This is a genomic window from Pantoea sp. JK, from assembly GCF_026130245.1.
GTDB lineage: Bacteria > Pseudomonadota > Gammaproteobacteria > Enterobacterales > Enterobacteriaceae > Pantoea > Pantoea trifolii.
The window spans coordinates 199,126-222,853 of record NZ_JAINFN010000007.1 but is presented as its reverse complement, the minus strand read 5'-3'; the positions used below and the strand labels follow the sequence as shown (position 1 = coordinate 222,853).

General features: G+C 55.6%; 19 protein-coding genes. 8 read left to right on the top strand and 11 right to left on the bottom strand.

All coding sequences use genetic code 11. The features are described from left to right. Positions 1-158 precede the first annotated feature (158 nt). Entirely contained in the window at positions 159-1,448 is a 1,290-nt protein-coding gene (locus PanJK_RS16585) for a cystathionine gamma-synthase family protein (RefSeq protein WP_256695637.1), read from the top strand. Here PanJK_RS16585 and cueO read toward each other — a convergent pair. After that, the gene (gene cueO / locus PanJK_RS16580) at positions 1,441-3,030 is read right to left on the bottom strand and encodes a multicopper oxidase CueO (protein WP_265301244.1); all 1,590 of its coding nucleotides are present in this window, start codon (positions 3,028-3,030) and stop codon (positions 1,441-1,443) included. The genes PanJK_RS16585 and cueO overlap by 8 nt on opposite strands. A gap of 177 nt (positions 3,031-3,207) precedes the next feature. Here cueO and PanJK_RS16575 point away from each other — a divergent pair, with 177 nt between their 5' ends. Then, positions 3,208-3,555 (top strand): YacC family pilotin-like protein, encoded by a 348-nt coding sequence (locus PanJK_RS16575; protein ID WP_007888732.1) that lies wholly within the window; start codon positions 3,208-3,210, stop codon positions 3,553-3,555. A gap of 185 nt (positions 3,556-3,740) precedes the next feature. On the opposite strand, the gene PanJK_RS16570 is transcribed toward PanJK_RS16575, so the two are convergent. From PanJK_RS16570 to dtnK, 3 genes are read right to left on the bottom strand one after another with little or no spacing between them, the layout of a single operon-like run. Further along, positions 3,741-4,502 carry a DeoR/GlpR family DNA-binding transcription regulator gene (locus PanJK_RS16570; RefSeq protein WP_176970675.1) on the bottom strand — a complete coding sequence of 254 codons (762 nt, stop codon included), beginning with the start codon at positions 4,500-4,502 and terminating at the stop codon, positions 3,741-3,743. Positions 4,503-4,508: 6 nt separating this feature from the next. Beyond that, positions 4,509-5,489 carry a D-threonate 4-phosphate dehydrogenase gene (locus tag PanJK_RS16565; RefSeq protein WP_265301239.1) on the bottom strand — a complete coding sequence of 327 codons (981 nt, stop codon included), beginning with the start codon at positions 5,487-5,489 and terminating at the stop codon, positions 4,509-4,511. Further along, positions 5,482-6,753 (bottom strand): D-threonate kinase, encoded by a 1,272-nt coding sequence (gene dtnK / locus PanJK_RS16560; protein ID WP_265301237.1) that lies wholly within the window; start codon positions 6,751-6,753, stop codon positions 5,482-5,484. Before dtnK ends, PanJK_RS16565 begins: the two co-directional genes overlap by 8 nt. 182 nt (positions 6,754-6,935) lie before the next feature. Between dtnK and PanJK_RS16555 the strand changes: the two genes are divergently transcribed. The 4 genes from PanJK_RS16555 to PanJK_RS16540 all read left to right on the top strand — a co-directional run bounded on the left by PanJK_RS16555 (position 6,936) and on the right by PanJK_RS16540 (position 11,396). Beyond that, the gene (locus tag PanJK_RS16555) at positions 6,936-8,084 is read left to right on the top strand and encodes an iron-containing alcohol dehydrogenase (protein WP_256695633.1); all 1,149 of its coding nucleotides are present in this window, start codon (positions 6,936-6,938) and stop codon (positions 8,082-8,084) included. A gap of 17 nt (positions 8,085-8,101) precedes the next feature. Then, complete coding sequence (locus tag PanJK_RS16550) at positions 8,102-8,986, top strand: dihydrodipicolinate synthase family protein (RefSeq protein WP_256695632.1); 885 nt, start codon at positions 8,102-8,104, stop codon at positions 8,984-8,986. A gap of 86 nt (positions 8,987-9,072) precedes the next feature. After that, positions 9,073-10,026 (top strand): phosphoglycerate dehydrogenase, encoded by a 954-nt coding sequence (locus PanJK_RS16545; protein ID WP_265301235.1) that lies wholly within the window; start codon positions 9,073-9,075, stop codon positions 10,024-10,026. A 44-nt stretch (positions 10,027-10,070) separates the two neighbouring features. After that, positions 10,071-11,396 (top strand): MFS transporter, encoded by a 1,326-nt coding sequence (locus PanJK_RS16540; RefSeq protein ID WP_265301233.1) that lies wholly within the window; start codon positions 10,071-10,073, stop codon positions 11,394-11,396. A gap of 32 nt (positions 11,397-11,428) precedes the next feature. Here the strand turns inward: PanJK_RS16540 and yacL are convergent, their stop codons facing one another. The 3 genes from yacL to PanJK_RS16525 all read right to left on the bottom strand — a co-directional run bounded on the left by yacL (position 11,429) and on the right by PanJK_RS16525 (position 15,371). Further along, a complete protein-coding gene (yacL, locus tag PanJK_RS16535; RefSeq protein WP_008108552.1) occupies positions 11,429-11,791 on the bottom strand; it encodes a protein YacL in 363 nt (120 codons plus the stop codon). Between the two features lie 171 nt (positions 11,792-11,962). Continuing rightward, positions 11,963-14,560, bottom strand: coding sequence for a bifunctional aconitate hydratase 2/2-methylisocitrate dehydratase (gene acnB / locus PanJK_RS16530; protein ID WP_256695628.1), 2,598 nt, complete (start codon positions 14,558-14,560; stop codon positions 11,963-11,965). 238 nt (positions 14,561-14,798) lie between these two features. After that, complete coding sequence (locus PanJK_RS16525) at positions 14,799-15,371, bottom strand: aldo/keto reductase (RefSeq protein ID WP_414858946.1); 573 nt, start codon at positions 15,369-15,371, stop codon at positions 14,799-14,801. Between PanJK_RS16525 and PanJK_RS16520 the strand changes: the two genes are divergently transcribed. Continuing rightward, positions 15,277-15,954: a LysR family transcriptional regulator gene (locus PanJK_RS16520; RefSeq protein ID WP_372340030.1), complete on the top strand. Its 678-nt coding sequence runs from the start codon at positions 15,277-15,279 to the stop codon at positions 15,952-15,954. The two genes, PanJK_RS16525 and PanJK_RS16520, sit on opposite strands and share 95 nt — an antisense overlap. Positions 15,955-16,205: 251 nt before the next feature. After that, entirely contained in the window at positions 16,206-16,352 is a 147-nt protein-coding gene (locus PanJK_RS24020; RefSeq protein WP_137385164.1) for a Hok/Gef family protein, read from the top strand. Between the two features lie 144 nt (positions 16,353-16,496). Here PanJK_RS24020 and lpdA read toward each other — a convergent pair whose 3' ends face one another. The 4 genes from lpdA to pdhR all read right to left on the bottom strand — a co-directional run bounded on the left by lpdA (position 16,497) and on the right by pdhR (position 23,566). Beyond that, positions 16,497-17,921 (bottom strand): dihydrolipoyl dehydrogenase, encoded by a 1,425-nt coding sequence (lpdA, locus tag PanJK_RS16515; protein WP_265301230.1) that lies wholly within the window; start codon positions 17,919-17,921, stop codon positions 16,497-16,499. 173 nt (positions 17,922-18,094) lie between these two features. Continuing rightward, a complete protein-coding gene (gene aceF / locus PanJK_RS16510; RefSeq protein ID WP_256695627.1) occupies positions 18,095-19,993 on the bottom strand; it encodes a pyruvate dehydrogenase complex dihydrolipoyllysine-residue acetyltransferase in 1,899 nt (632 codons plus the stop codon). A 14-nt stretch (positions 19,994-20,007) separates the two neighbouring features. Then, complete coding sequence (aceE, locus tag PanJK_RS16505; RefSeq protein WP_265301228.1) at positions 20,008-22,674, bottom strand: pyruvate dehydrogenase (acetyl-transferring), homodimeric type; 2,667 nt, start codon at positions 22,672-22,674, stop codon at positions 20,008-20,010. Between the two features lie 127 nt (positions 22,675-22,801). Further along, positions 22,802-23,566 (bottom strand): pyruvate dehydrogenase complex transcriptional repressor PdhR, encoded by a 765-nt coding sequence (gene pdhR / locus PanJK_RS16500; RefSeq protein WP_256695625.1) that lies wholly within the window; start codon positions 23,564-23,566, stop codon positions 22,802-22,804. Positions 23,567-23,728: the final 162 nt, after the last annotated feature.

The following is a 23,728-nucleotide window of genomic DNA, read 5'->3' as shown; positions in this document are numbered from 1 at the left end:
GTCCAGTTACGGTTTTTGGAAAGCCACGAAGTCTATCACAGTCGAGCCAGCGTCTAACGCCGCGCACAGAACGCAAACGATTCCGTGGCGAAATTTATCGCACTGGCGTTAACTGTAGGAACCTGTCCGCCCTTTCACCGCCGAGTTCTGGAGTTCCTATGACCGCTTCATCCAGTAAAAAAACCACGATTGGTACGCGCGCGTTGCACCCGGAAACGCAGATGCTGAATTACGGTTACGATCCGCAGTTATCGGAAGGCGCGGTGAAACCACCGGTATTTCTCACCTCCACCTTTGTGTTTAACAGCGCCGAAGAGGGACAGGACTTTTTCGATTTCGTCGCCGGACGCAAACAACCGCCAGAAGGCAAAACTGGCGGGCTGGTCTACTCGCGCTTCAACCATCCCAACAGCGAAATCGTGGAGGATCGGCTGGCGGTGTACGAAGGCGCGGAAAGCGCGGCGCTGTTCTCTTCCGGCATGTCGGCCATTGCCACCACGCTGCTGACATTTGCGCGTCCGGGTGAAGTGATTCTGCATTCCCAGCCGCTGTATGGCGGCACCGAAACGCTGTTGAGCAAAACGCTGCACGATTTAGAGATCAAAGCAGTGGGATTCAGCGATGGCACCGACGAAGATAAAGTGCATGAAGCGGCGAAACTGGCGTGGCAGCGCGGACGCGTGGCGCTGATTTTGATTGAGACGCCCGCCAATCCGACCAACAGTTTGGTGGATATTCAGTTGATGCAGCAGGTGGCGGATGTGATTGCGCAGCAGCAAGGTTCACGGCCGATTCTCGCCTGCGATAACACATTGCTCGGCCCACTGTTTCAACGTCCGTTGCAGCACGGCGCGGATTTGTCGCTCTATTCCCTGACCAAATATGTCGGCGGCCATTCGGATCTGATTGCCGGTGCGGTACTGGGGAGCGAAGCGCTGGTCGGCAAAGTGCGTTCGCTGCGCAGCGCCATCGGCACGCAGCTGGATCCGCACTCCAGCTGGATGATTGGTCGTTCGCTGGAAACGCTGTCGCTGCGCATGGAGAAAGCCACCAGCAATGCCGAGAAAGTGGCGGCGTTTTTGCGCGATCATCCGCAGGTGGAAAAACTGTATTGGCTGCCATATCTGGCGGCTGAAAGTCCGGCGGGCAAAACCTGGCAGCGCCAGTGCAGCGGCGCGGGCTCAACCTTCTCGTTTGATATTCGTGGCGGGCAAGCGGCGGCGTTCCGTTTCCTGAATGCGCTGGAACTGTTCAAGCTGGCGGTGAGCCTCGGCGGCACCGAATCGCTCGCCAGCCATCCTGCCAGCACCACCCATTCGGGCGTGCCGCAGGATGTGCGGCAACGCATTGGCATCACCGACGCGACCGTGCGCTTGTCGATTGGTATCGAACATCCTGACGACTTGATTGAGGATATGCGCCTGGCGCTGGAAGCCTCGGTTAACTGACGCTAAAACCGAGCATCATGCCGGTATCTTCATGTTCCAGCAGATGACAATGCGCCATGTAGGCATTGTCGGCGTTAGCGACATAGTTGAAGCGCACCAGCACTTCGCTGCGCCAACCGTTAACGCTAACCATGTCTTTCCAGCCGGCGCGATGCGGCGCGGGCGGCTTGCCGTTTTCTGACAGGATGCGGAACTGCGTGCCGTGAATGTGGAACGGATGCAGCATGTGATCGCCTTCACCGGAAATCGTCCACTTCTCCAGCTTGCCCAATTCGACATTGAACATCGGCTTGGTCATGTTAAATGCCTGACCGTTGATCTTGTTGCCGTTGTGGAAATCGTAGGCGGCGGTTTTACCGTGGCTGCCGTGATCCATCGCCATGTCGCCATGATCCATCGGCTTGGCGCTGTGACTCATATCCATATTGCCATGATCCATTTTCATCTCACCCATGGCTTTATCGCCGTAGCGATCCATCAACGCCTGCATGCCTTGCTGATCAAGCTGCGGATCCATCATCAGCTGCAGCCAGCGGCTTTGCAGACCTTCGGTGGCAGGAATCGGTGGCAGATCCACCAGCTTGTCCGGTAACGTGCCGCTGGCCAGCACGCGCAGCGGCAGAATGTTGACCAGCGGCAGCGGTTGATCGAACGGTGCCAGCGTCATGCCCATCTGCGTGACTGGCAACGTCACCACGTCAAAGGCTTTGCCATCTGACGTATCCACCAGCACTTCAAAACGTTCGCCCGGCAGCAGCGGCAAGCTCTCCACTTTCACCGGTTCGGCCAGCAAACCGCCGTCGCTGCCGATCACATACAGCGGACGTTGATCGCTGGTGGCGATATGCAGCGAACGCGCGTTACAGCCATTGAGTAACCGCAGACGCAGCCAGCCGCGCGGCACCGCATGCTGCGGATATTGCACGCCGTTGGTCAGCATCATATCGCCGAACCAGCCGACGGCGGCACGCATGATATCGAGCTGATAATCGATTTGCGTTCCCGCTTTATTCAACTGCTTATCCTGGAAAATCAGCGGCACATCATCTTCGCCCCATTGCATTGGCAGACGCAATTTGCCGGACGCTTCATCCTCCAGCAGCACCAAACCGGCCAGACCTTGCGCCACCTGATAACCGGTTTTACCGTGTAGATGCGGATGGAACCAGCAGGTCGCGGCGGGTTGATCAGGGGTGAAACTCACCTGACGCGTTGCACCGGGTGCAATAATCCCTTGCGGGCCGCCATCGACGTCGCCGGGAATTTCCAGCCCATGCCAGTGCAAGGTGGTGGCTTCTGGCAGCTGATTATGGATATTCACCGTAACCGCTTTTTCACGTTGCAGACGCAGCGCAGGCCCGAGCAAGCCACCGTTGTATCCCCAGGTTGGCACCGCTTTGCCATTCCATTGGCTGCTGCCGGTCATGGCGGTTAAGGTGTATTGCCCGCGTGCATCAGGCTGCAAAATAGAGGGAATCGGCAATAATGGGCGCGTGGCGGCCATTAGTGAGCGGCTCCATAGCGGCAGCGCACCGGCGGCGCTGAGTGCGGCAGTCAACTTTAGAAAATGACGACGTTGCATATTCTTATCCTTGTCGTGAATAAGGGCACAGCGTAAACCTTTACCCTGCGGGAGGGTCAAGTCCTGAAACAGAATGCGCTGATAAAAATGGTGGGAATGGCCCGAAAGGGCAAATTTAGCGGAATACCGGCAATAACTGTGCTAACGTCAATAAATTGTCCCTTGTTGAGAATCATTATGACGAAAAGCATCAAGATCCTGCTGCTGGCGGGACTCCTTGGCTTCTCCTCCACCAGTTTTGCCCTGAGCGAATCCGAAGCAGAAGATCTGGCCGACCTCACCGCCGTGTTCGTTTATCTCAAGAACGATTGTGGCTATCAGGATTTGCCGGACGCTCAGATTCGTAAAGCGCTGGTGTTTTTCGCCCAACAAAACCGTTGGGATTTAAGCAACTACAGCAATTACAACATGAAGTCGCTGGGCGAAGAGAGCTACAAGGATTTGAGCGGTATCGCCATTACCAACGACAAGAAGTGTAAGTCGCTGGCGCGCGATTCGCTGAGTTTGCTGGCTTACGTTAAGTAATTCTGAGTGCCCGCTGTACGCTGACTCGGTTGGTGCCCGCAGTCCCCCTCCTCGGTCCTCCCCCACAAGTGGGGGAGGAAGATGCTGCAAAATGGTAGTTAGGAGTTGCATGTGGCAGCGTCTCCTTCCCCCGCTGGCGGGGGAAGGCCGGGATGGGGGATAGCCAGCACACTCCCAATCTGAATCTAAACCGTTAACTCCAATCCAATACCTCGCTCGCGCAGATCGCGGCACACCGCTTCATCCAGACGCGCATCCGTCACCACATCGGTCAGGCTATCAATCGGCGCGGCGCAATACAGTGACCATGAACCGTACTTGCTGCTGTCCGCCAGCAGAACGCGGCGGCGCGCATTAGCCAGCAGATCCATCTTCAATCCGGCTTTATCTTCGGTTGGCGTGGTAATCCCGCGTTCGATGCTCCACGAGTTGCAGCTGACAAAGGCGATGTCGGGATTGATGCTGCGTAGCAGGCGGCGTCCATGTTCACCAATACATGACTGGCTGGAATCATCAATGCGTCCACCAATAATGGTGGTTTCGATTTGCTTAAACTCGGACAGAAACAGCGCGATGTGCAGATCGGCAGTGATCACCCGCAGCTTGAGGTGCGTCAGCTGGCGCGCCAGCTCCAGCATGGTCGTACCGGCATCCAATACCACCGCATCACCCGATTGCACGTAGCTGGCGGCAAACTGCGCGATGGCCTGCTTCTCGGCGAGGTTGCGCTGCATCTTCTCCAGCGTGGTCGGCTGATTGGGGATAAAGCGATTCAGCGTAACGCCGCCGTGGCTGCGGCTAATAACGCCCTCTTTATCCAGCTTGATCAGATCGCGGCGGATCGTCGCTGGCGAGGCGGAAATAGCGCTCACCAGTTGTTCAACAGTGACCAAATTATGGCTCTTCAGATAATCCATAATCTGGTCGAGACGGCTTTGTCCCTTCATATTTCCCTATGCAAGCTGCATCGCGAGTTTAATGGAGATCGCCATGCTCGCAGAGTTCGCTTTACCTGTCCAGGCGATATCAAACGCGGTGCCGTGGTCCGCCGAGGTGCGGATAAACGGCAGGCCCGCAGTGATGTTAACACCATCATAAAAGCCTAGTAATTTCAGCGGGATATGCCCTTGGTCATGGTACATCGCTACCACCATATCGTACTGTCCTTCCTGACACTGCAGGAACACGGTATCGGGCGGACACGGGCCGCTGACATCAATGCCCTGCGCTTTCATGGCGTTAATGGCAGGCGCGACGATGGTGATCTCTTCATCACCAAACAGACCGTTTTCACCGGCATGCGGATTAACGCCTGCCACCGCGATGCGCGGCTGGTCGAAACCGACGCGGCGCAGGAAGCTGTCGGCCATGCCGATCACCGTTTGAATGCGCTCGCCGTTTAAGGTATCGAGGAACTTACGCAGCGCAATATGCGTGGTGACGTGAATCACTTTCAGCTTATCGGTGTAGAGCACCATGGCGTAATTTTTGGTGTTGGTCAGTTGCGCCAGCAGTTCGGTGTGGCCGGGATAGATATGCCCCGCTGAGTGCAGCGCCTCTTTATTTAACGGTGCGGTGGCGATCGCCTGCACGTCGCCAGCCAGCGCCAGTTCGGTGGCGCGTTTGACGCAACGCCAGGCCAAATCGCCCGCCTCTTTCTGCACCACGCCGGGCTGCAGCGCGGCGGCATCCGCCAGCGGCTCATCAATCACGTTGATGATGCCGGGCGCGAAGTGCGCATCCTTGACCTGGTCGAGCACGCGCAGTTCAGCCTGCGGCGTGACATTGAGTCCCATTACCCGACGCAGCGTGTTGGCGCAACCCACCACCACCGCAGGCACGCCCGCTAACTCACCTTCTGCCAGCGCTTTAATGATGATCTCCGGGCCAATGCCCGCCGGATCGCCCATGGTAATCGCAATAATTTTACTCACTCGACTTCTCCTCAATAAAACGAATGGCTTCTACCAGGGTGTTTTCGTCACCAAAGCCACCTGCTTTGGTCATCACCGGCAGGTGTAATTCACTGTTAAGCAAAACCCCGTGCGGCACGCAGCCCGCCACAAGGCCCTGAATCTGGAAACCGCTCGCGCCAAACGCCTGCGCCACGGCAATCGCCACATCACCGCCAGAGAGATACAGCCCGGCAGGCTGCGCCCTGCGGCACACGCGGCGGGTTAACTGCGCGAGAAACTGGCAGATGCGCTCGCCCAATAGCTGACGTGAAACCTGATGCTGTTGGCACAACTGCTCGATCTCGTGGCGCTGATCGGCATGTTGCGTAGTGCGCACCACGCAATGCGCGCCGTCGTGCAGCGCCTGCTGCATCGCCTGCTGCCACTGTTCAGCCTGCGGCCAGGCCGGTTGGGCAAAAAGCTGGCGGATATCAATATCGATAACGCGGATGTCGCGCTGGCTGGCGAGGCACGTAATCTGCTGCTGCGCAATCGCGCTCATCGAGCCAACCACCGCCAGCACCGGACGCGGCTGACGCGCCGCCAGCATCGCGCCAAGCGCATCGCTGAGCCCGGACGCACCGGCCAGCAATGGACGCGTCTCCAGCGTGGCTGCCGCAGCCATTAATAAGGCAATGTCGGCGTCCTGCTCGATATCCACCACCAGCAAACCTTGCTTGCTGGCCAGCACCTGCGCCAGCTGGTCGCCACGCAGCGTGGCGAGATCGAGGGTTTCACCCGGCAAGGCGCTCTGCATCTGCAATCGCGTCAGCACATGGCCGCTGGTGACCGGCGTTTTAGGATCGCTGGCGAATTCGCTGTCGATCAGACGTTGCTGGTGGATCCACACTTCCCCCGCCCGCGTGGTGCGTCCAAGCTTCGGCACCGCCGGCACCACTAAGGCTAATGTTTTGCCGCTGGCCTGCATTGCGGCGGCGATTTCCGCGCCGGGATTGCCGCGCAGCGTGGAATCAATCTTCTTGAACAACCAACCGTCATTAGCGATGGCCTGATGTTGCTCAATCGCCGCCCGCGTGCGCCGGGCCGCTTCCTGTTCGCTGAGCGCACGGCTATCGGTGCTGATGACCAGCACATCGGCGACATCAGCGTCATGCGGCGTGCTGCTATCAAACAGCACATGCACTCGCGCCCCGGCTTGTGCCAGCCCGCTGCCCGCGTCATTGGCGCCGGTAAAATCATCGGCAATCACCAGGACTGGCGTTTTCCATGGCGGTAAAGTCATGCTCTCTCCTGTTCCGGCCGCTGTCGTGCTGCAATGATTATATTCAATCATGATTGATTATATGTGAGCAAGATCAAATTAATCGAAATCAATTTGTCCTATAAAATTAGGCACTGTAGTGATAGACCTCGCGCTGCATGAGCAAACTTAATCATTCAGCGCAAAAAACGTAAGGGTAAGAGATGAATATCAACAGCACCGTGATCAGTGGCTTTCAGGCGCTTAATGACCTCAGCTATTTACTGCAAGGTAAAGAAAAAGCGCTGCTGGTGACCGATAAGAATATCGAAGGCATTCCGGCGGTGCAGACGCTAATCGCCCAGCTGAAGCAGCAGATTGCCAGCCTGAGCATCGTCAATACGGTGCCGCCAGAGCCCAGCCAGCACGATGTGGCGGCCATTGTCGCCGCGCTGCCGAGTACTGATGTGGATTTGGTGATTGGCGTCGGCGGTGGCAGCGTACTGGACGTCGCCAAGCTGCTGTCGATTCTGTGTGTTGAAGGCGCGCCAACACTGGACGCGCTGCTGGCGGGTGAAAAGCCGCAGACGCGCACCACTTCGCTGCTGATCCCCACTACCGCAGGTACCGGCTCAGAAGCCACGCCCAATGCGATTCTGGCAATCCCTGAGAAAGAGACCAAAGTCGGCATAATCTCGCCGGTGATGCTGCCAGATTATGTCGCGCTGGTGCCAGAGCTCACCACCAGCATGCCACCGCACATCGCCTCTTCAACCGGTATCGATGCGCTGTGCCATTTAATCGAGTGCTTTACCGCTACCGTGTCGAATCCGGTGAGCGATAACTATGCGCTGATCGGCATGAAAAAGCTGTTTGCCAGCCTCGAAACCACCCTCGCTGAGCCGGATAACCTTGAAGCGCGCCTGAATATGCTGTGGGCGTCTTATTACGGTGGCGCATCGATTGCGCATGCCGGTACGCATCTGGTACATGCGATGTCTTATCCGCTGGGCGGCAAATATCACCTGCCGCACGGCGTCGCCAATGCCATTCTGCTCGCACCCTGCATGCGCTTTGTGCGTCCGGCGGCGGTGAGCAAATTCGCTCAGGTTTACGATTTGCTACCGGATGCCGATACCTCGCTGGACGACGAAGCTAAATCCCACGCGCTGGTGGCGTACTTTGCCGCGCTGGTGAAACGCCTGAAGCTGCCCGCCAGCCTGGAAGAGCTGGGTATCGGCCCGGATCATCTGCCGTATCTGGTGGAAGCCGCGCTCGACGTGCAGCGCCTGATGAAGAATGTACCGATGAAAGTGGGCGCCGATGACGTACGCAACGTCTACCTGACGCTATTTCCGGCTTTAAATCACTAAGGATTATCGAGGACAACATGAGCAAGAAAATTCAGGGCGTGTTAACCGCCATCGTCACTACTTTCGATCGCGACGGCGCATTCAATCCAGCCGCCCAACGCGAACAGGTTAAACGTCAGTTAAGCGCTGGCAACGGCATCTTCTGCGGCGGCACCAACGGCGAATTCTTCGTGCTGAACGAACAGGAGAAGCTGGCGGTGACGCAAACCTGTGTTGATGAAGTGAACGGCAGCGCGCCGGTGGTGGCGCACATTGGCGAGATCTCCACGCGTGAAACCATTCGCCTTGGGAAACAAGTGGCGAAGCTGGGCGTGGATGCGGTTTCGGTGATCACGCCCTATTTCGTGCCACTGAAACAGGAAGAGCTGATTGCCCACTATCGCGCGGTGGCCGACGCCATCGACGTGCCGCTGTTCCTCTACAACATTCCGGCACGCACCGGCAACACGTTGCAGCCAGAAACCGTACGCACGCTGGCCGCGCACCCGAACATCATCGGCATCAAAGACAGCGCCGGCAGCTATGAAAGCCTGAGCGGCTTCCTGCAAGCGGCTGTAGGAATCGACAGTTTTGATGTGCTGAACGGCCCGGATTCGTTGATTCATCAGGGCTTTGTCGACGGTTGCTCGGCCTGTATTTCGGGTCTAGCTAACGTGGCGCCAAAAGAGATCAATGCGATTTGGGCACGCTTTCATGCCGGCGATATCGAAGGTTCGCGCCTGGCGCAGGAGAATGTCACCGGTCTGCGCACCGATCTGTATAGCGTGGGCTTCTCTCCCGCCGCAGTAAAAAAAGCGGTGACGCTGCTGGGCTTTGAGGTTGGCGACAGCCGCTACGCGGTGAGTTTCTCTGCCGAAGAAGAGCAGAAGATCCGCCAGATTGTGAATCAGTATTTGCAGTAATTTTCAGGTGAGTAGCCAGCCAGGTCGTCATCAATGGCGACCCTGGCACCGGCTGTTATCTGTTTTTTTCAACATCGGGAAGAATTATGAAAGTCATCTGCACTTCACCGTCGTTTGCGAAATATGACGCGACGCCGATAGCAACGCTGCAGCAGCACGGTTTTGAGCTGATCATGCTGCCCGCCGATGCGCCGCTAAGCGCACTTGAGCCGCATCTGGCTAACACCGTGGCGATGATCGTGGCCTTTACCGACATCAACCAAGAACTGCTGGCGTTAGCGCCGCAGCTGAAAATCGTCTGTAAGCACGGCGTTGGCGTCGACAACATCAATCTGGAAGCGACGCGCGCACGCGGTATTTACGTCACCAATGTGCCCGATGCCAACAAACACGCGGTTGCCGATTTCGCTTTTGCGTTGATCCTCAACAGCGCGCGTCAAATCACTCAAGCCACCATCGAAACTCGCGCGGGTAGCTGGCCGCGAATTTTTGCCACCGACGTCTACGGCAAAACGCTGGGCATCATCGGGCTGGGTAATATTGGCAAGCAGGTTGCGCTGCGCGCCACAGGCTTCAACATGCGGGTGATCGCGTTCGATTTTTATCCCGATGAGCAGTTTGCTGCCGAGCACGGCATCGAATTCGTCACGCTGGATCAGCTGACCGCAACCAGCGATTTCATCACTCTGCACATGCCGCTTACCGACAAAACGCACAATCTGTTTGATGCCGCGCGCCTCAAACGCATGAAGAAAAATGCCTTCCTGATTAATGCCTCACGCGGCGGCGTGGTGAACGAGCAGGATCTTTATCAGGCGCTGCTGGATAACGTGATTGCCGGTGCGGCGGCCGATGTGTTTGTGCAGGAACCACTGAGCGAGCATCCGCTGTTCACGCTCGGCAACTTCATTCCCACTGCGCACATTGCCGGTTACACCGACGGTGCAATCAGCGCGATTGGTGAACGTTGCGTGTCGCAAATTGTGCAGTGCATCCAACAGGGCGAACGCCCAATCAACGTGATGAACGGGCTGGAATAACACGCCGCCTTTCTCTGTAACCCTTTTTCGAGTGGATAATTATTATGACTAACTCTGCGCGCTCGAGTCGTATCCGTTGGTGGATTGCTGGCCTGATGTGGCTGGCCATCGCCATTAACTACATTGACCGCACCGTGCTCTCGGCAGCGGCACCGCATCTGATCAAAGAGCTCGATATCAATCCTGAAATGATGGGCTTCATCATGGCGGCGTTCTTCTGGTCGTATGCGCTATTGCAGATCCCGGCGGGCTGGTTCGCCGATCGCTTCGGTCAGAAAAAAGGTCTCGGCATCGCCGTCGGCTGGTGGTCAATCGCGACCATGGCGATGGGCCTCGCCACCGGTTTTAAATCGCTGCTGGCGCTGCGTTTAGCCCTCGGCGTCGGTGAAGCCGCCGCCTATCCCAGCAACGCCGGTATTACCGCGCGCTGGTTCCCGGATCGTGAACGCGCCACGGTTTCTGGCCTGTTTGACAGCGCCTCCAAGTTTGGTGGTGCGGTGGCCATGCCGCTGATCGTCTTTATGATCGCCCTGTTTGACTGGCGTCTGACCTTCCTGGCGATTGGTGCGCTCGGCTTGTTCTGGGTGATTGCCTGGTACTTTATCTACGCCGAGAACCCGGAAGATCATAAGTCGATCAGTAAAGAAGAAGTGCGCTTCATCCGTGGCGGCCAGGCGCAGAAGCACGGCGATAAAAGCGTGCGTCCGATGAAGTGGTACAAACTGCTGCGCTACCGCAATATCTGGGCGATGTGCATTGGCTTCTTCACCATCAATTACACCTCCTATTTCTTTATCACCTGGCTGCCGACCTATCTGGTGAAAGATAAAGGTATGGATTTTCTCAAAATGGGGATGGTGGCTGCGCTGCCGCTGATCTGCGGCATGGTGATTGAAGTGCTGGCGGGTTGGGCATCGGATCGCATGGTGCATAACAAAGTGCTGTCGCTGACCGCCACACGCAAACTGTTCCTCACCATCGGCCTATTGATGGCGCTGTGCATCGGCTTTGCCCCGTTCACTGATTCGGTGTTTATGACCGTGCTGCTGCTGTGTATCGCCAAATCCGGCACCACCGTAGCGGCATCACAAGTGTGGGCGTTGCCGGGTGATGTGGCGCCGCAAAACAGCGTGTCGATTGTCGCGGGCCTGCAGAATACCGTATCCAACATGGGCGGCGCGGTGGGACCGATCATTACCGGCGCGATAGTTGGCGCAACCGGTCATTTTACCTGGGCGCTGGTGTTCTCGGCGGTGCTGGTGGTGATTGGCATCCTTAACTATCTGTTCCTGATGGGTAACGTTGAACCTATCGTCGATGAGGAACAGGTTTCACATTCACATTCGGTTGCAAGCGGCGCGGCGCGGTGATCGGCTGGGTCGCCATGAATGGCGACCCTACGTTATTTACCGGCGATAAACAGCCGATAAGCGGCAATCACCGCGAGAAAATCTTCGACGCCACAGAAAGAGAGGCTCTCTTCATCGTAATAGGTCATGCCCTCTTCCATGCCGTCATCTTCCAGCGCCAACTGGTTGGCGCGAATCATCACCTCTTCTTCATCCAGCCACAGCGTGTATTCATGCCCGACACGCTGCCACTGATTGATAGTGCCTTTCACCTGTTGGGCGGCGGCCTCAACCTCATCCAGCAACGGCAGATTGTCTTTGACCTCTTCGTTGAACCAGTGCCCCACCGCTTCGTGGTCCATCGACATACGCACTTTGACCTGACCGGTCAAATCACGCAGAAATTCGTACTCCATGGGTTTGCCTCATACTGATGGCGCGCCGCGCGGCACCGTGTAAATGCATTTTGTGCGCAGCACGCTGAATAAAGTGGGATCGCGCTCGCATTATGCCTGGAGATGTCAGCGGAAAAAAGGGCATAAAAAAAGGGACGATTTTCATCGTCCCTTGTTCATCCCGATAGCCGATTAAACGGCAGTCTGGAAGATCACGCTATCCGCTTTGTCAGTGTATTGTCCCAGCTGATCAAAGTTGAGGTAGCGGTAAGTGTCAGCCGCGGTCTTATCAACCTGCAGCATGAACTGCTGATACTCATCCGGCGTTGGCAGCTTGCCAAGCAGCGAAGCGACCGCCGCCAGTTCAGCCGACGCCAGGAAGACGTTCGCGCCGGTACCCAGACGGTTCGGGAAGTTACGGGTCGAGGTGGAAACCACCGTCGCGCCGTCCGCCACACGCGCCTGGTTACCCATGCACAGTGAACAGCCCGGAATCTCGATACGCGCACCGCTCTTACCGAAGACGCTGTAGTAGCCCTCTTCGGTCAGCTGTGCGGCGTCCATTTTGGTTGGCGGCGCAACCCACAAGCGGGTTGGCAGCTGGCCTTTATGGGCATCCAGCAATTTACCGGCCGCGCGGAAGTGACCAATGTTGGTCATGCACGAACCGATAAACACTTCGTCGATCTTCTCGCCCTGCACGTCAGACAACCAACGCGCGTCGTCTGGATCGTTCGGTGCGCACAGAATTGGCTCTTTAATCTCGGCCAGATCGATGTCGATCACCGCCGCGTATTCTGCATCCGCATCGCCTTCCAGCAGTTGCGGATCGGCCAGCCATTTCTGCATGCCTTCAATGCGGCGCTCCAGCGTACGACGATCGCCGTAGCCTTCCGAGATCATCCACTTCAGCAGCACGATGTTCGAGTTCAGATACTCGATGATCGGCTCTTTATCCAGCTTGATGGTGCAGCCAGCAGCAGAACGCTCAGCCGAGGCATCGGTCAGCTCAAATGCCTGCTCAACTTTCAGTTTCGGCAGACCTTCGATTTCCAGCACGCGGCCAGAGAAGATGTTTTTCTTACCTTTCTTCTCAACGGTCAGCAGGCCCGCTTTGATCGCGTACAGCGGAATCGCGTGTACCAGATCGCGCAGGGTGATGCCCGGCTGCATTTCGCCTTTGAAGCGCACCAGTACCGATTCCGGCATGTCCAGCGGCATTACGCCGGTCGCAGCAGCAAACGCTACCAGACCAGAACCTGCCGGGAAGGAAATACCAATTGGGAAACGGGTGTGTGAGTCACCGCCGGTACCAACGGTATCGGGCAACAGCATACGGTTCAGCCAGCTGTGGATAACGCCATCACCTGGACGCAGCGAGACGCCGCCACGGTTCATGATGAAGTCTGGCAGCGTATGGTGGGTGGTCACGTCAACCGGCTTCGGATAGGCGGCGGTGTGACAGAATGACTGCATCACCAGGTCAGCTGAGAAGCCGAGGCACGCCAGGTCTTTCAGTTCATCACGGGTCATTGGACCGGTGGTGTCCTGAGAACCGACTGAGGTCATTTTTGGTTCGCAGTACGCGCCTGGACGGACACCGTCTACGCCGCACGCCCGGCCAACCATTTTCTGCGCCAGTGAGTAACCACGGGTGCTGGCGGCAACATCTTTGGCTTGCACGAACACATCGCTGTGCGGCAGACCCAATGACTCGCGCGCTTTGGTGGTCAGGCCACGACCGATGATCAGCGGAATACGACCGCCAGCACGGACTTCGTCCAGCAGCACGTCGGTCTTCAGCTCGAAGGTCGCCAGCACTTCATCCGTCTCGTGATTGCGCACTTCACCTTTGTATGGGTAAACGTCGATGACATCGCCCATATTCAGACGATCAACGTCAAGCTCAATTGGCAAGGCACCCGCATCTTCCATCGTGTTGAAGAAGATGGGAGCGATTTTACCGCCGAGGCACAGACCGCCGCCCTTTTTGTTTGGCACGTAAGGGATATCGTCGCCCATAAACCACAGCACCGAGTTGGTGGCAGATTTACGCGAAGAACCGGTACCGACCACGTCGCCGACATAGGTCAGCGGGAAGCCTTTGGTTTGCAGTGCTTCGATCTGTTTGATCGGGCCAATGTTACCCGCATCGTCGGGTTCGATGCCTTCACGGGCGTTTTTCAGCATTGCCAGCGCGTGCAGTGGAATATCCGGACGTGACCATGCATCCGGCGCCGGAGAGAGGTCGTCGGTGTTGGTTTCGCCGGTCACTTTGAACACGGTGGTAGTGATTTTTTCAGCCAGTTTTGGACGCTTCAGGAACCATTCGGCATCGGCCCAGGACTGGATAATTTTTTTCGCGTGTGGGTTACCCGCTTTGGCTTTCTCTTCGACATCGTAGAAGTTATCGAACATCAGCAGCGTGTGAGACAGGGCTTCGGCAGCGATGGGGGCTAAGGCTTCATCTTCTAACGCTTCAATCAGCGCATGGATGTTATAACCTCCCTGCATGGTGCCCAGCAGCTCAACGGCTTTTTCGCGAGTAACCAGAGGAGAGTGGGCTTCGCCCTTAGTGACAGCTGCCAGGAAACCGGCTTTGACATACGCCGCTTCATCAACACCTGGTGGAACACGATTGACCAACAGGTCGGTAAGGAATTCTTCTTCACCCGCTGGCGGGTTTTTTAGCAGTTCAACCAGCGCGGCCATCTGGGAAGCATCTAACGGCTTAGGTACGATTCCCTGGGCAGCACGCTCGGCAACGTGCTTACGGTATTCTTCTAGCACGACGTTCTCCTCGCTCTCATTGTATAGCTTTCCGGTGCACCCCTTGATGCTGTCGAACAGTAGGGTGAGGTGCCCGGTTCCGCGTGGGGCAGCATAGCAGCATTTCGCCTGATTGTTAATCTGTTTACAAAAAAGCAACATTCGTGCATTTTTTAGCAGCTTCATCTGCAAATTGAGTGGGATCACATAAAAAAGCAGGCTTTGAAAGCCTGCTAGTTCTCATTTTCGGAGGAGAGTTTTAACGATCGACCAGCACAAACTCGCTGTCGTTATAGCGCTGGCCCAGAATGTTTTTCTCGCTAAACACCTCATCCAGCGTGGCGACATCCGCATGACGTAATGCTAAATCAGCGGCGGCGCAGTTCTGTTCCAGATGGGCGATTTTGCTGGCGCCAGGAATCGGCACAATAAACTCGCCTTGTGCCAGTACCCACGCCAACGCCAGCTGAGCGGCGGTTGCGTCATAACCTGCAGCCATCTCAGTGAGCTGATTCACTAACTTTTGGTTATGCGCCTGCGCATCCTGCTGAAAACGCGGCAGTGAACGACGGAAGTCATCTTCCGCTAAGGTTGTGGCGGCCGGGAATTTCCCGGTGAGGAAGCCGCGCCCCAGTGGGCTATACGGAACAAAGCCGACGTTCAGTTCACGGCAGGTAGCGAGTACATCTTGCTCCGGATCGCGTGACCACAGCGAATATTCGCTTTGCAGCGCCGAAATCGGATGCACCGCATGCGCGCAGCGCAAGGTAGCGGATGAAACCTCGGACAAACCGAGATACCTCACCTTCCCTTCCCGCACCAGATCGGCCATCACGCCCTCCAGTCTGAGCCACGCGATGCGCCATTTCGAAGCGCGTTTGGGTGTGCGGCTGCTTAATCGCACCACACGCAAAGTGCCGCTCACCGAAGCCGGAGAACGCCCTTTGCCTGCGCTTGCCGATCTGTCACAAGCGGTGGACAAGCTCAACGACTTGCGCAGCGATCCACGCGGCGTATTGCGCAGCATGGCGCCACAGCAACCCGCTGAGCTGCTGCAGTTTCCCTGCATTGAGCGACGCTTTCCCAGTGGACGACGTTATCGCTGGGAATTCTGGCAGGATGGCCGCAAACAGGAAGTGGCGGTAAAAGGGTCGCTGGTGCTGGATAACAATGAGCGGATATTACAGGCAGCGCGTGCGGGCGTGGGCATTGCCTTTCTGCATGAAGGTACGGTGCGGGAAGATTTAATTCGCGGTGAGTTAGTGGAAATACTGGCGGACTTCACTCAGTTAGAAGAAGGATTCTGGCTCTATTATCCGAGTCGTAAATATCTTTCCGCGCCACTGAGGCATTTTATTGATTGGCTTAAAGAAATTAACCTTTATTTAAAAACACCCATTACGCATTCTATTTAAATGGTTAGATAATATATAAATCCATTAATTATAAATAATTTAAAAATTAAGGTGAAATAAAAGAAGTTTGGCGTAGACTGCCTGCGGGCGCTTGAGGCAATCTGCCTTAAGTCAGAAATTATTGAGGTAGGTTGTGGAGAGCGGAAACCGTGCAGTTAACTTTCATTAACCGCACGGGCAAGCGCACTTCCCTACACGTGAGAAATGTCAGGGTAGTCGCTTGCTCGTGCTAAATCAAGAGGAACGTGACTATGAAGTCTATATTCAGCAAGCTGATTATCAGCGGGCTCATTCTATTAGGATTGTGTCTGGTTAATCGCAGTTCACTCTGCGAGTTACGATTACGGATATTCACTGCTGAATTATCGGCTGTTATGGCTTACGAAGCACAACAGTAAAACTTCACTAGCGGGGGTTCGCTCCCGCTATTCCGGCATTGCGCATGTGTTAGCTCACGCGCCTTTTTTACTTGTTTATTTAAATAGAACCACTAATAAAAAACGGCCCCTTAAAGGAGCCGTTAATTTATTCAAAGCGGAAACTTATTTCTTTTTCGCTTTTGGATTCGGCAGGTCAGTGATGCTACCTTCGAACACTTCGGCAGCCAGGCCGACAGACTCATGCAGCGTCGGGTGCGCGTGAATGGTCAGAGCGATATCTTCGGCATCACAGCCCATTTCAATCGCCAGACCGATTTCACCCAGCAGCTCGCCGCCGTTGGTACCGACAATCGCACCACCGATAACACGGTGTGTTTCTTTGTCGAAAATCAGCTTGGTCATGCCGTCCGCACAATCAGACGCGATAGCACGGCCTGAAGCTGCCCACGGGAAGGTGGAGACTTCGTAGCTGATGCCTTTCTCTTTGGCTTCTTTCTCGGTCAGACCCACCCAGGCAACTTCTGGCTCGGTGTAAGCAATGGATGGGATCACTTTCGGGTCGAAGTAGTGCTTCAGGCCCGAGATCACTTCCGCCGCGACGTGGCCTTCGTGCACACCTTTGTGCGCCAGCATTGGCTGACCCACGATGTCGCCGATAGCATAGATGTGCGGTACGTTGGTGCGCATCTGCTTGTCGACGCGGATGAAGCCGCGATCGTCCACTTCCACGCCTGCTTTACCAGCATCAAGGCCTTTACCGTTCGGTACGCGGCCAATCGCCACCAGCACCGCGTCGTAACGCTGTGCATCGACCGGGGCTTTTTTGCCTTCCATCGAAACGTAGATACCGTCGTCTTTCGCTTCAACAGCGGTAACTTTGGTTTCCAGCATCAGGTTGAATTTCTTGCTGATACGCTTGGTGAAGACTTTCACCACGTCTTTATCGGCAGCCGGGATCACCTGGTCAAACATCTCAACCACGTCGATCTCTGAACCCAGCGCTTTATAAACGGTGGCCATTTCCAGACCGATGATACCGCCGCCCATTACCAGCAGACGCTTCGGCACTTCTTTCAGTTCCAGCGCATCGGTAGAGTCCCACACGCGCGGATCGTTGTGCGGAATGAATGGCAGTTCGATTGGACGAGAACCGGCCGCGATGATCGCGTTATCGAAGTTAATGGTGGTTGCGCCACCTTCACCTTCAACCACCAGCGTGTTAGCACCGGTGAATTTGCCGAGGCCAGTAACCACTTTCACTTTACGACCTTTCGCCATGCCTGCGAGGCCGCCAGTGAGCTGGTTAATAACCTTCTCTTTCCACGAACGAATTTTGTCGATGTCAGTTTGCGGCTGGCCAAACACGATACCGTGCTCTTCCAGGGCTTTTGCTTCGTCGATCACTTTGGCGACGTGCAGCAGCGCTTTTGACGGGATACAGCCTACGTTCAGACAAACACCGCCGAGGGTGCTGTAACGCTCAACGATTACGGTTTCCAGACCTAAATCAGCGCAACGGAAGGCTGCAGAGTAACCTGCAGGACCTGCCCCAAGTACCACGACTTGAGTTTTAATCTCTGTACTCATCATGACCTCTTGTTTGATTACCGGCAGTCAGGAGAAAGCTTTTCCCAAGCTCTAATGCCCTATATCCGCCGGGACATTTCACCGCGAGAGTTTACAGAATTGTTAACAAACTGCCAACCGCGGCAACATTGAATGCTTACAACAAGGCCGGCTTTCGCCGGCCTTGATTAACTTCACATCACCAGACGGCGAATGTCGGACAGTGTGTTGTTGATGATGGTGATAAAGCGCGCACCATCAGCACCGTCGATCACGCGGTGGTCGAAGGAGAGTGAGATCGGCATCATCAGACGCGGCTCAAACTCTTTACCGTTCCACACCGGCTCCATCGCTGACTTGGAAACACCGAGGATAGCCACTTCCGGCGCGTTGACGATTGGCGCGAAGTGCGTGGTGCCCAGGCCGCCAAGGCTGGAGATGGTGAAGCAACCGCCCTGCATATCGCCAGCGGTCAGCTTGCCATCACGCGCTTTCTTGGAAATCGCCATCAGCTCGCGAGACAGTTCAGTGATGCCTTTCTTGTTCACATCTTTGAACACTGGAACCACCAGACCGTTTGGCGTATCAACCGCCACACCGATGTTGATGTATTTCTTCAGCGTCAGTTTCTGTGCATCTTCAGACAGTGAACTGTTGAAGCGTGGCATCTGCTCAAGCGCAGCGGCAACGGCTTTCATGATGAACACCACTGGTGTGAATTTCACATCAAGTTTGCGTTTCTCAGCTTCGGCATTCTGCTGTTTGCGGAACGCTTCCAGATCGGTGATATCGGTTTTGTCGAAGTGCGTAACGTGCGGGATAACCACCCAGTTACGGCTCAGGTTAGCACCCGAGATTTTCTGGATACGGCCCAGTTCCACTTCTTCGATTTCGCCGAACTTGCTGAAGTCCACTTTCGGCCAAGGCAACAGACCTGGCAGGCTTCCGCCGCTGGCTGCTGCAGCCGGAGCCGCTTCAGCGCGTTTCACCGCGTCTTTAACGTAAGTCTGCACGTCTTCTTTCAGGATGCGACCTTTACGGCCGGTGCCTTTGACTTTCGCCAGATTCACACCGAACTCGCGCGCCAGGCGACGAATCACCGGCGTAGCGTGTACGTAAGCGTCGTTCTCAGCGAACTCGCCTTTTGCATCCGCTTTCGCTGCTGCTGGAGCCGCTGCAGGTTTCGCTGCTTCTGCCGCTGGAGCTGCTTCCTGCTTAGCGGCAGGCGCCGCAGCTGGTGCCGCGCCTTCCACTTCGAACACCATGATCAGCTTACCGGTGCTGACTTTATCGCCAGTCGCCACTTTCAGCTCTTTCACGGTACCGGCGAACGGTGCAGGCACTTCCATTGAGGCTTTGTCACCTTCAACCACGATCAGTGATTGCTCAGCAGCGACTTTGTCGCCCACTTTCACCAGGATCTCGGTGACTTCAACTTCGTCGCCACCAATGTCCGGCACGTTGACGTCTTTGGCGCCAGAAGCCGCAGGAGCTGCAGCGGGTGCGGCTTCCTGTTTGGCTGCTGGAGCGGCAGCGGCTGGCGCTGCGCCTTCTGCTTCGAACACCATGATCAGCGAGCCGGTGTTCACTTTATCGCCGGTGGCAATTTTGATCTCTTTCACCACGCCCGCGAACGGTGCTGGGACTTCCATTGAGGCTTTGTCGCCTTCAACGGTGATCAGCGACTGCTCAGCAGCAACTTTGTCGCCAACTTTGACCAGGATCTCGGTGACTTCAACTTCGTCGCCGCCGATGTCCGGTACGTTGACCTCTTTGCTGACCGCAGCAGCAGCGGCTGCTGGAGCAGGAGCGGCTTCCGCTTTCTTCTCTTCGGCTGGCGCTGGCGCCGCTTCTGCGGCACCTTCAGCGTCAAAAATCATGATCAGTTTGCCGGTTTCTACTTTGTCACCGGTAGAGATTTTGATCTCTTTAACCACGCCTGCCTGTGGCGAAGGCACTTCCATGGAGGCTTTATCGCCTTCCACGGTGATCAGCGACTGTTCAGCTTCAACTTTGTCGCCCACCTTGACCAGGATTTCGGTGACTTCAACTTCGTCTGCCCCGATGTCTGGTACGTTAATTTCGATAGCCATTACTCTCTTACCTCTTAAGCCAGACGCGGGTTAACTTTATCGGCGTCGATGTTGAACTTGGTGATTGCTTCTGCCACCACTTTCTTATCGATTTCGCCGCGTTTAGCCAGCTCACCCAGCGCAGCCACAACCACATACGATGCATCCACTTCAAAGTGGTGACGCAGGTTTTCACGGCTGTCGGAACGACCGAAGCCATCAGTACCCAACACGCGATAATCGCTGGAAGGCACGTAGCTGCGAACCTGTTCTGCGAACAGCTTCATGTAGTCGGTTGACGCGACGGCCGGTGCTTCGTTCATCACCTGAGCGATGTACGGAACGCGCGGGGTTTCTGTTGGATGCAGCATGTTCCAGCGCTCACAATCCTGACCATCACGCGCCAGCTCGGTGAACGAGGTCACGCTGTAGACGTCAGAACCGATGCCGTAATCTTTCGCCAGGATCTGTGCGGCTTCACGCACGTGACGCAGAATCGAACCTGAACCCAGCAGCTGCACTTTGCCTTTGCTTCCGTCCACGGTTTCCAGCTTGTAGATACCCTTGCGGATACCCTCTTCCGCACCCTGCGGCATCGCAGGCATGTGGTAGTTTTCGTTCAGCGTGGTGATGTAGTAGTAGATATTTTCCTGCGCTTCGCCGTACATACGCACCAGACCGTCTTGCATGATGACCGCAATTTCGTACGCGTAAGACGGATCGTAAGAGATACAGTTCGGGATAGTCAGCGACTGAATGTGGCTGTGACCATCTTCGTGCTGCAGACCTTCGCCGTTCAGGGTAGTACGACCTGAAGTACCACCAACCAGGAAGCCGCGTGCCTGCATATCGCCGGCCAACCACATCAGATCGCCGATGCGCTGGAAGCCAAACATCGAGTAATAGATGTAGAAGGGAATCATCGGCAGGTTGTTGGTGCTGTAAGAGGTCGCCGCAGCCAGCCAGGATGAACCTGCGCCCAGCTCGTTGATCCCTTCCTGCAGAATCTGGCCTTTCTCGTCTTCTTTATAGTAAGCAACCTGCTCGCGGTCCTGCGGGGTGTACTGCTGACCGTTCGGGCTGTAGATACCGATCTGACGGAACAGACCTTCCATACCGAAGGTACGCGCTTCATCCGCGAGGATCGGAACCAGACGATCTTTGATCGACTTGTTCTTCAGCATCACGTTCAGGGCACGCACAAAGGCGATGGTGGTAGAGATCTCTTTGTTCTGCTCTTCCAATAACGGACGGAACTCTTCCAGCGTAGGCATTTCCAGCTTCTCGCTGAACTCCGCCTGACGCGTTGGCAGGTAGCCGCCCAACTTCTCACGCTGGCCGTGCAGATAGTTGTACTCTTCAGAACCTTTCTCGAAGGTGACGTATGGCAGCTCTTCGATTTTGTCGTCGGCAACCGGCACATTGAAGCGATCGCGGATGTAGCGAACGCCATCCATGTTCATCTTCTTCACCTGGTGCGCGATGTTTTTACCTTCGGCAGTGTCACCCATACCATAACCTTTAATGGTATGTGCCAGAATCAGCGTTGGCTGACCTTTGGTGTCCTGCGCTTTTTTCAGTGCAGCATAGACTTTCTTCGGATCGTGGCCGCCGCGGTTCAGCGCGAAGATCTCTTCGTCTGACCAGTCTTTTACCAGTGCTGCGGTTTCCGGATATTTACCGAAGAAGTGCTCACGCACGTACGCGCCGTTACGGGATTTGAAGGTCTGGTAATCGCCATCCACGGTTTCGTTCATCAGCTGGATAAGCTTACCGCTGGTGTCCTGACGCAGCAGTTCATCCCAACGACCGCCCCAAATCACTTTGATCACGTTCCAGCCAGCACCGGCAAAGATGCCTTCCAGCTCGTTGATGATCTTACCGTTACCGGTGACCGGGCCATCCAGACGCTGCAGGTTACAGTTGATGATGAACACCAGGTTGTCCAGCTTCTCACGGGTGGCGATGGTGATCGCACCTTTGGATTCCGGCTCATCCATCTCGCCATCACCGAGGAAGGCGTAAACGGTTTGTGCTGAGGTGTCTTTCAGACCACGGTGTTCCAGATACTTCAGGAATTTCGCCTGATAGATCGCGTTCAATGGACCCAGGCCCATAGAAACGGTTGGGAACTGCCAGAAGTCAGGCATCAGTTTCGGGTGCGGGTAAGAAGAGAGACCTTTGCCCTGCACTTCCTGACGGAAGTTGTTCATTTGATCTTCGCTCAGACGACCTTCAAGGAAGGCGCGCGCGTAGATACCTGGAGAAATGTGACCCTGGAAGAAGACCAGATCGCCGCCGTCTTTGTCGCTACGTGCGCGGAAGAAGTGGTTAAAGCACACTTCATAAATGGTCGCGGAAGATTGGAAAGAGGACATATGGCCGCCCAGCTCCAGATCTTTCTTCGACGCACGCAGCACCGACATGATGGCGTTCCAACGAATTGCGGAACGGATACGACGTTCAAGAGAGGTGTTGCCCGGATACTCCGGCTCATCTTCAACAGCAATAGAGTTAATGTAGTTGCTGATTGCAGAGGAACCTGCGGCAACTTTCACGCCACCTTTGCGTGCTGCACTCATTACCTGATCAATCAGATACTGCGCGCGCTCAACACCTTCTTCACGGATGACCGATTCGATCGCTTGTAGCCAATCACGAGTTTCGATCGGATCCACGTCATTCTGTAAACGTTCTGACATGGGGTGTATTCCTTATCTGTGTCTAATACGTTGAAATTATCAGGAGCCTGTCTGCTTGTGCTTTGCTTCTGGTTCACAGCACAAGAAGACAGGCCCGTCGTGTTTTCCGCACGTTCGTTGCCGTGCGTTATTCCTTACGTTGCTGTAAACGACGCAGGGAGCGTTCACGACGACTCTGCTCCCGACTTCTATCCAGCAAGATTTCCTCAATGAACGCCAGGTGACGATGGGATGCCTCGCGTGCCTGTTCTGGCTCACGCGCCACAATCGCCTCGTAGATACTGGCGCGGTGACCGCTCACTTTCGCCAGCATTTCCCGACGAGCGTAGAGCAATTCAAAATTCTGACGGACGTTTTGTTCCAGCATAGGGCCCATGGAACGCAGCAGATGCAGCAGCACCACATTATGGGCCGCTTCTGTGACAGCGATCTGATACTTCATTACTGCATCGGCCTCTGCGTCGAGATCGCCGCTGTCCTGTGCCTGCTGAATGTTAAGATGGCAGTCACGGATGCGCTGCAGATCTTCATCGGTTCCCCGCAGTGCCGCATAATAAGCAGCAACGCCTTCCAGCGCGTGGCGGGTTTCCAGCAGGTCAAACTGAGATTCTGGATGTTCAGCAAGCAGACCGACCAGCGGGTCGCTCAGGCTTTGCCAGAGATTTTTTTGGACGAAGGTGCCGCCACCCTGACGACGTAGCAGCAGGCCTTTGGCTTCCAGGCTCTGAATTGCTTCGCGCAGGGATGGACGTGAGACATCAAACTGTTTCGCCAGTTCACGCTCAGGGAGCAGTTTTTCACCCGGCTGGAGCGTCCCTTCCATAATGAGGGATTCCAGCTGCTGCTCAATCGCATCGGAGAGCTTGGGTTGGCGAATTTTACTGTAGGCCATCTTCCCTTCTTATCAGCCAAACGTCCGGAGTAAATTGGTAATACCAATTGAAAAATGGTGCCGGTAAAGTAACAAAGTATTCACCTTGTGTCTATATGGCGGGCTTCACACTTCCGGGGACTATGCCAATGGCGCTGCACTAACTTACCGGAATAAAGAAGG

Excerpts from the sequence above, each read along its gene's own strand:
- PanJK_RS16585 (WP_256695637.1), top strand. The coding sequence starts at position 159 with ATGACCGCTTCATCCAGTAAAAAAACCACGATTGGTACGCGCGCGTTG.
- cueO (WP_265301244.1), bottom strand. The coding sequence starts at position 3,030 with ATGCAACGTCGTCATTTTCTAAAGTTGACTGCCGCACTCAGCGCCGCC.
- PanJK_RS16575 (WP_007888732.1), top strand. The coding sequence starts at position 3,208 with ATGACGAAAAGCATCAAGATCCTGCTGCTGGCGGGACTCCTTGGCTTC.
- PanJK_RS16570 (WP_176970675.1), bottom strand. The coding sequence starts at position 4,502 with ATGAAGGGACAAAGCCGTCTCGACCAGATTATGGATTATCTGAAGAGC.
- dtnK (WP_265301237.1), bottom strand. The coding sequence starts at position 6,753 with ATGACTTTACCGCCATGGAAAACGCCAGTCCTGGTGATTGCCGATGAT.
- PanJK_RS16555 (WP_256695633.1), top strand. The coding sequence starts at position 6,936 with ATGAATATCAACAGCACCGTGATCAGTGGCTTTCAGGCGCTTAATGAC.
- PanJK_RS16550 (WP_256695632.1), top strand. The coding sequence starts at position 8,102 with ATGAGCAAGAAAATTCAGGGCGTGTTAACCGCCATCGTCACTACTTTC.
- PanJK_RS16545 (WP_265301235.1), top strand. The coding sequence starts at position 9,073 with ATGAAAGTCATCTGCACTTCACCGTCGTTTGCGAAATATGACGCGACG.
- PanJK_RS16540 (WP_265301233.1), top strand. The coding sequence starts at position 10,071 with ATGACTAACTCTGCGCGCTCGAGTCGTATCCGTTGGTGGATTGCTGGC.
- yacL (WP_008108552.1), bottom strand. The coding sequence starts at position 11,791 with ATGGAGTACGAATTTCTGCGTGATTTGACCGGTCAGGTCAAAGTGCGT.
- PanJK_RS16525 (WP_414858946.1), bottom strand. The coding sequence starts at position 15,371 with ATGGCCGATCTGGTGCGGGAAGGGAAGGTGAGGTATCTCGGTTTGTCC.
- PanJK_RS24020 (WP_137385164.1), top strand. The coding sequence starts at position 16,206 with ATGAAGTCTATATTCAGCAAGCTGATTATCAGCGGGCTCATTCTATTA.
- lpdA (WP_265301230.1), bottom strand. The coding sequence starts at position 17,921 with ATGAGTACAGAGATTAAAACTCAAGTCGTGGTACTTGGGGCAGGTCCT.
- aceF (WP_256695627.1), bottom strand. The coding sequence starts at position 19,993 with ATGGCTATCGAAATTAACGTACCAGACATCGGGGCAGACGAAGTTGAA.
- aceE (WP_265301228.1), bottom strand. The coding sequence starts at position 22,674 with ATGTCAGAACGTTTACAGAATGACGTGGATCCGATCGAAACTCGTGAT.
- pdhR (WP_256695625.1), bottom strand. The coding sequence starts at position 23,566 with ATGGCCTACAGTAAAATTCGCCAACCCAAGCTCTCCGATGCGATTGAG.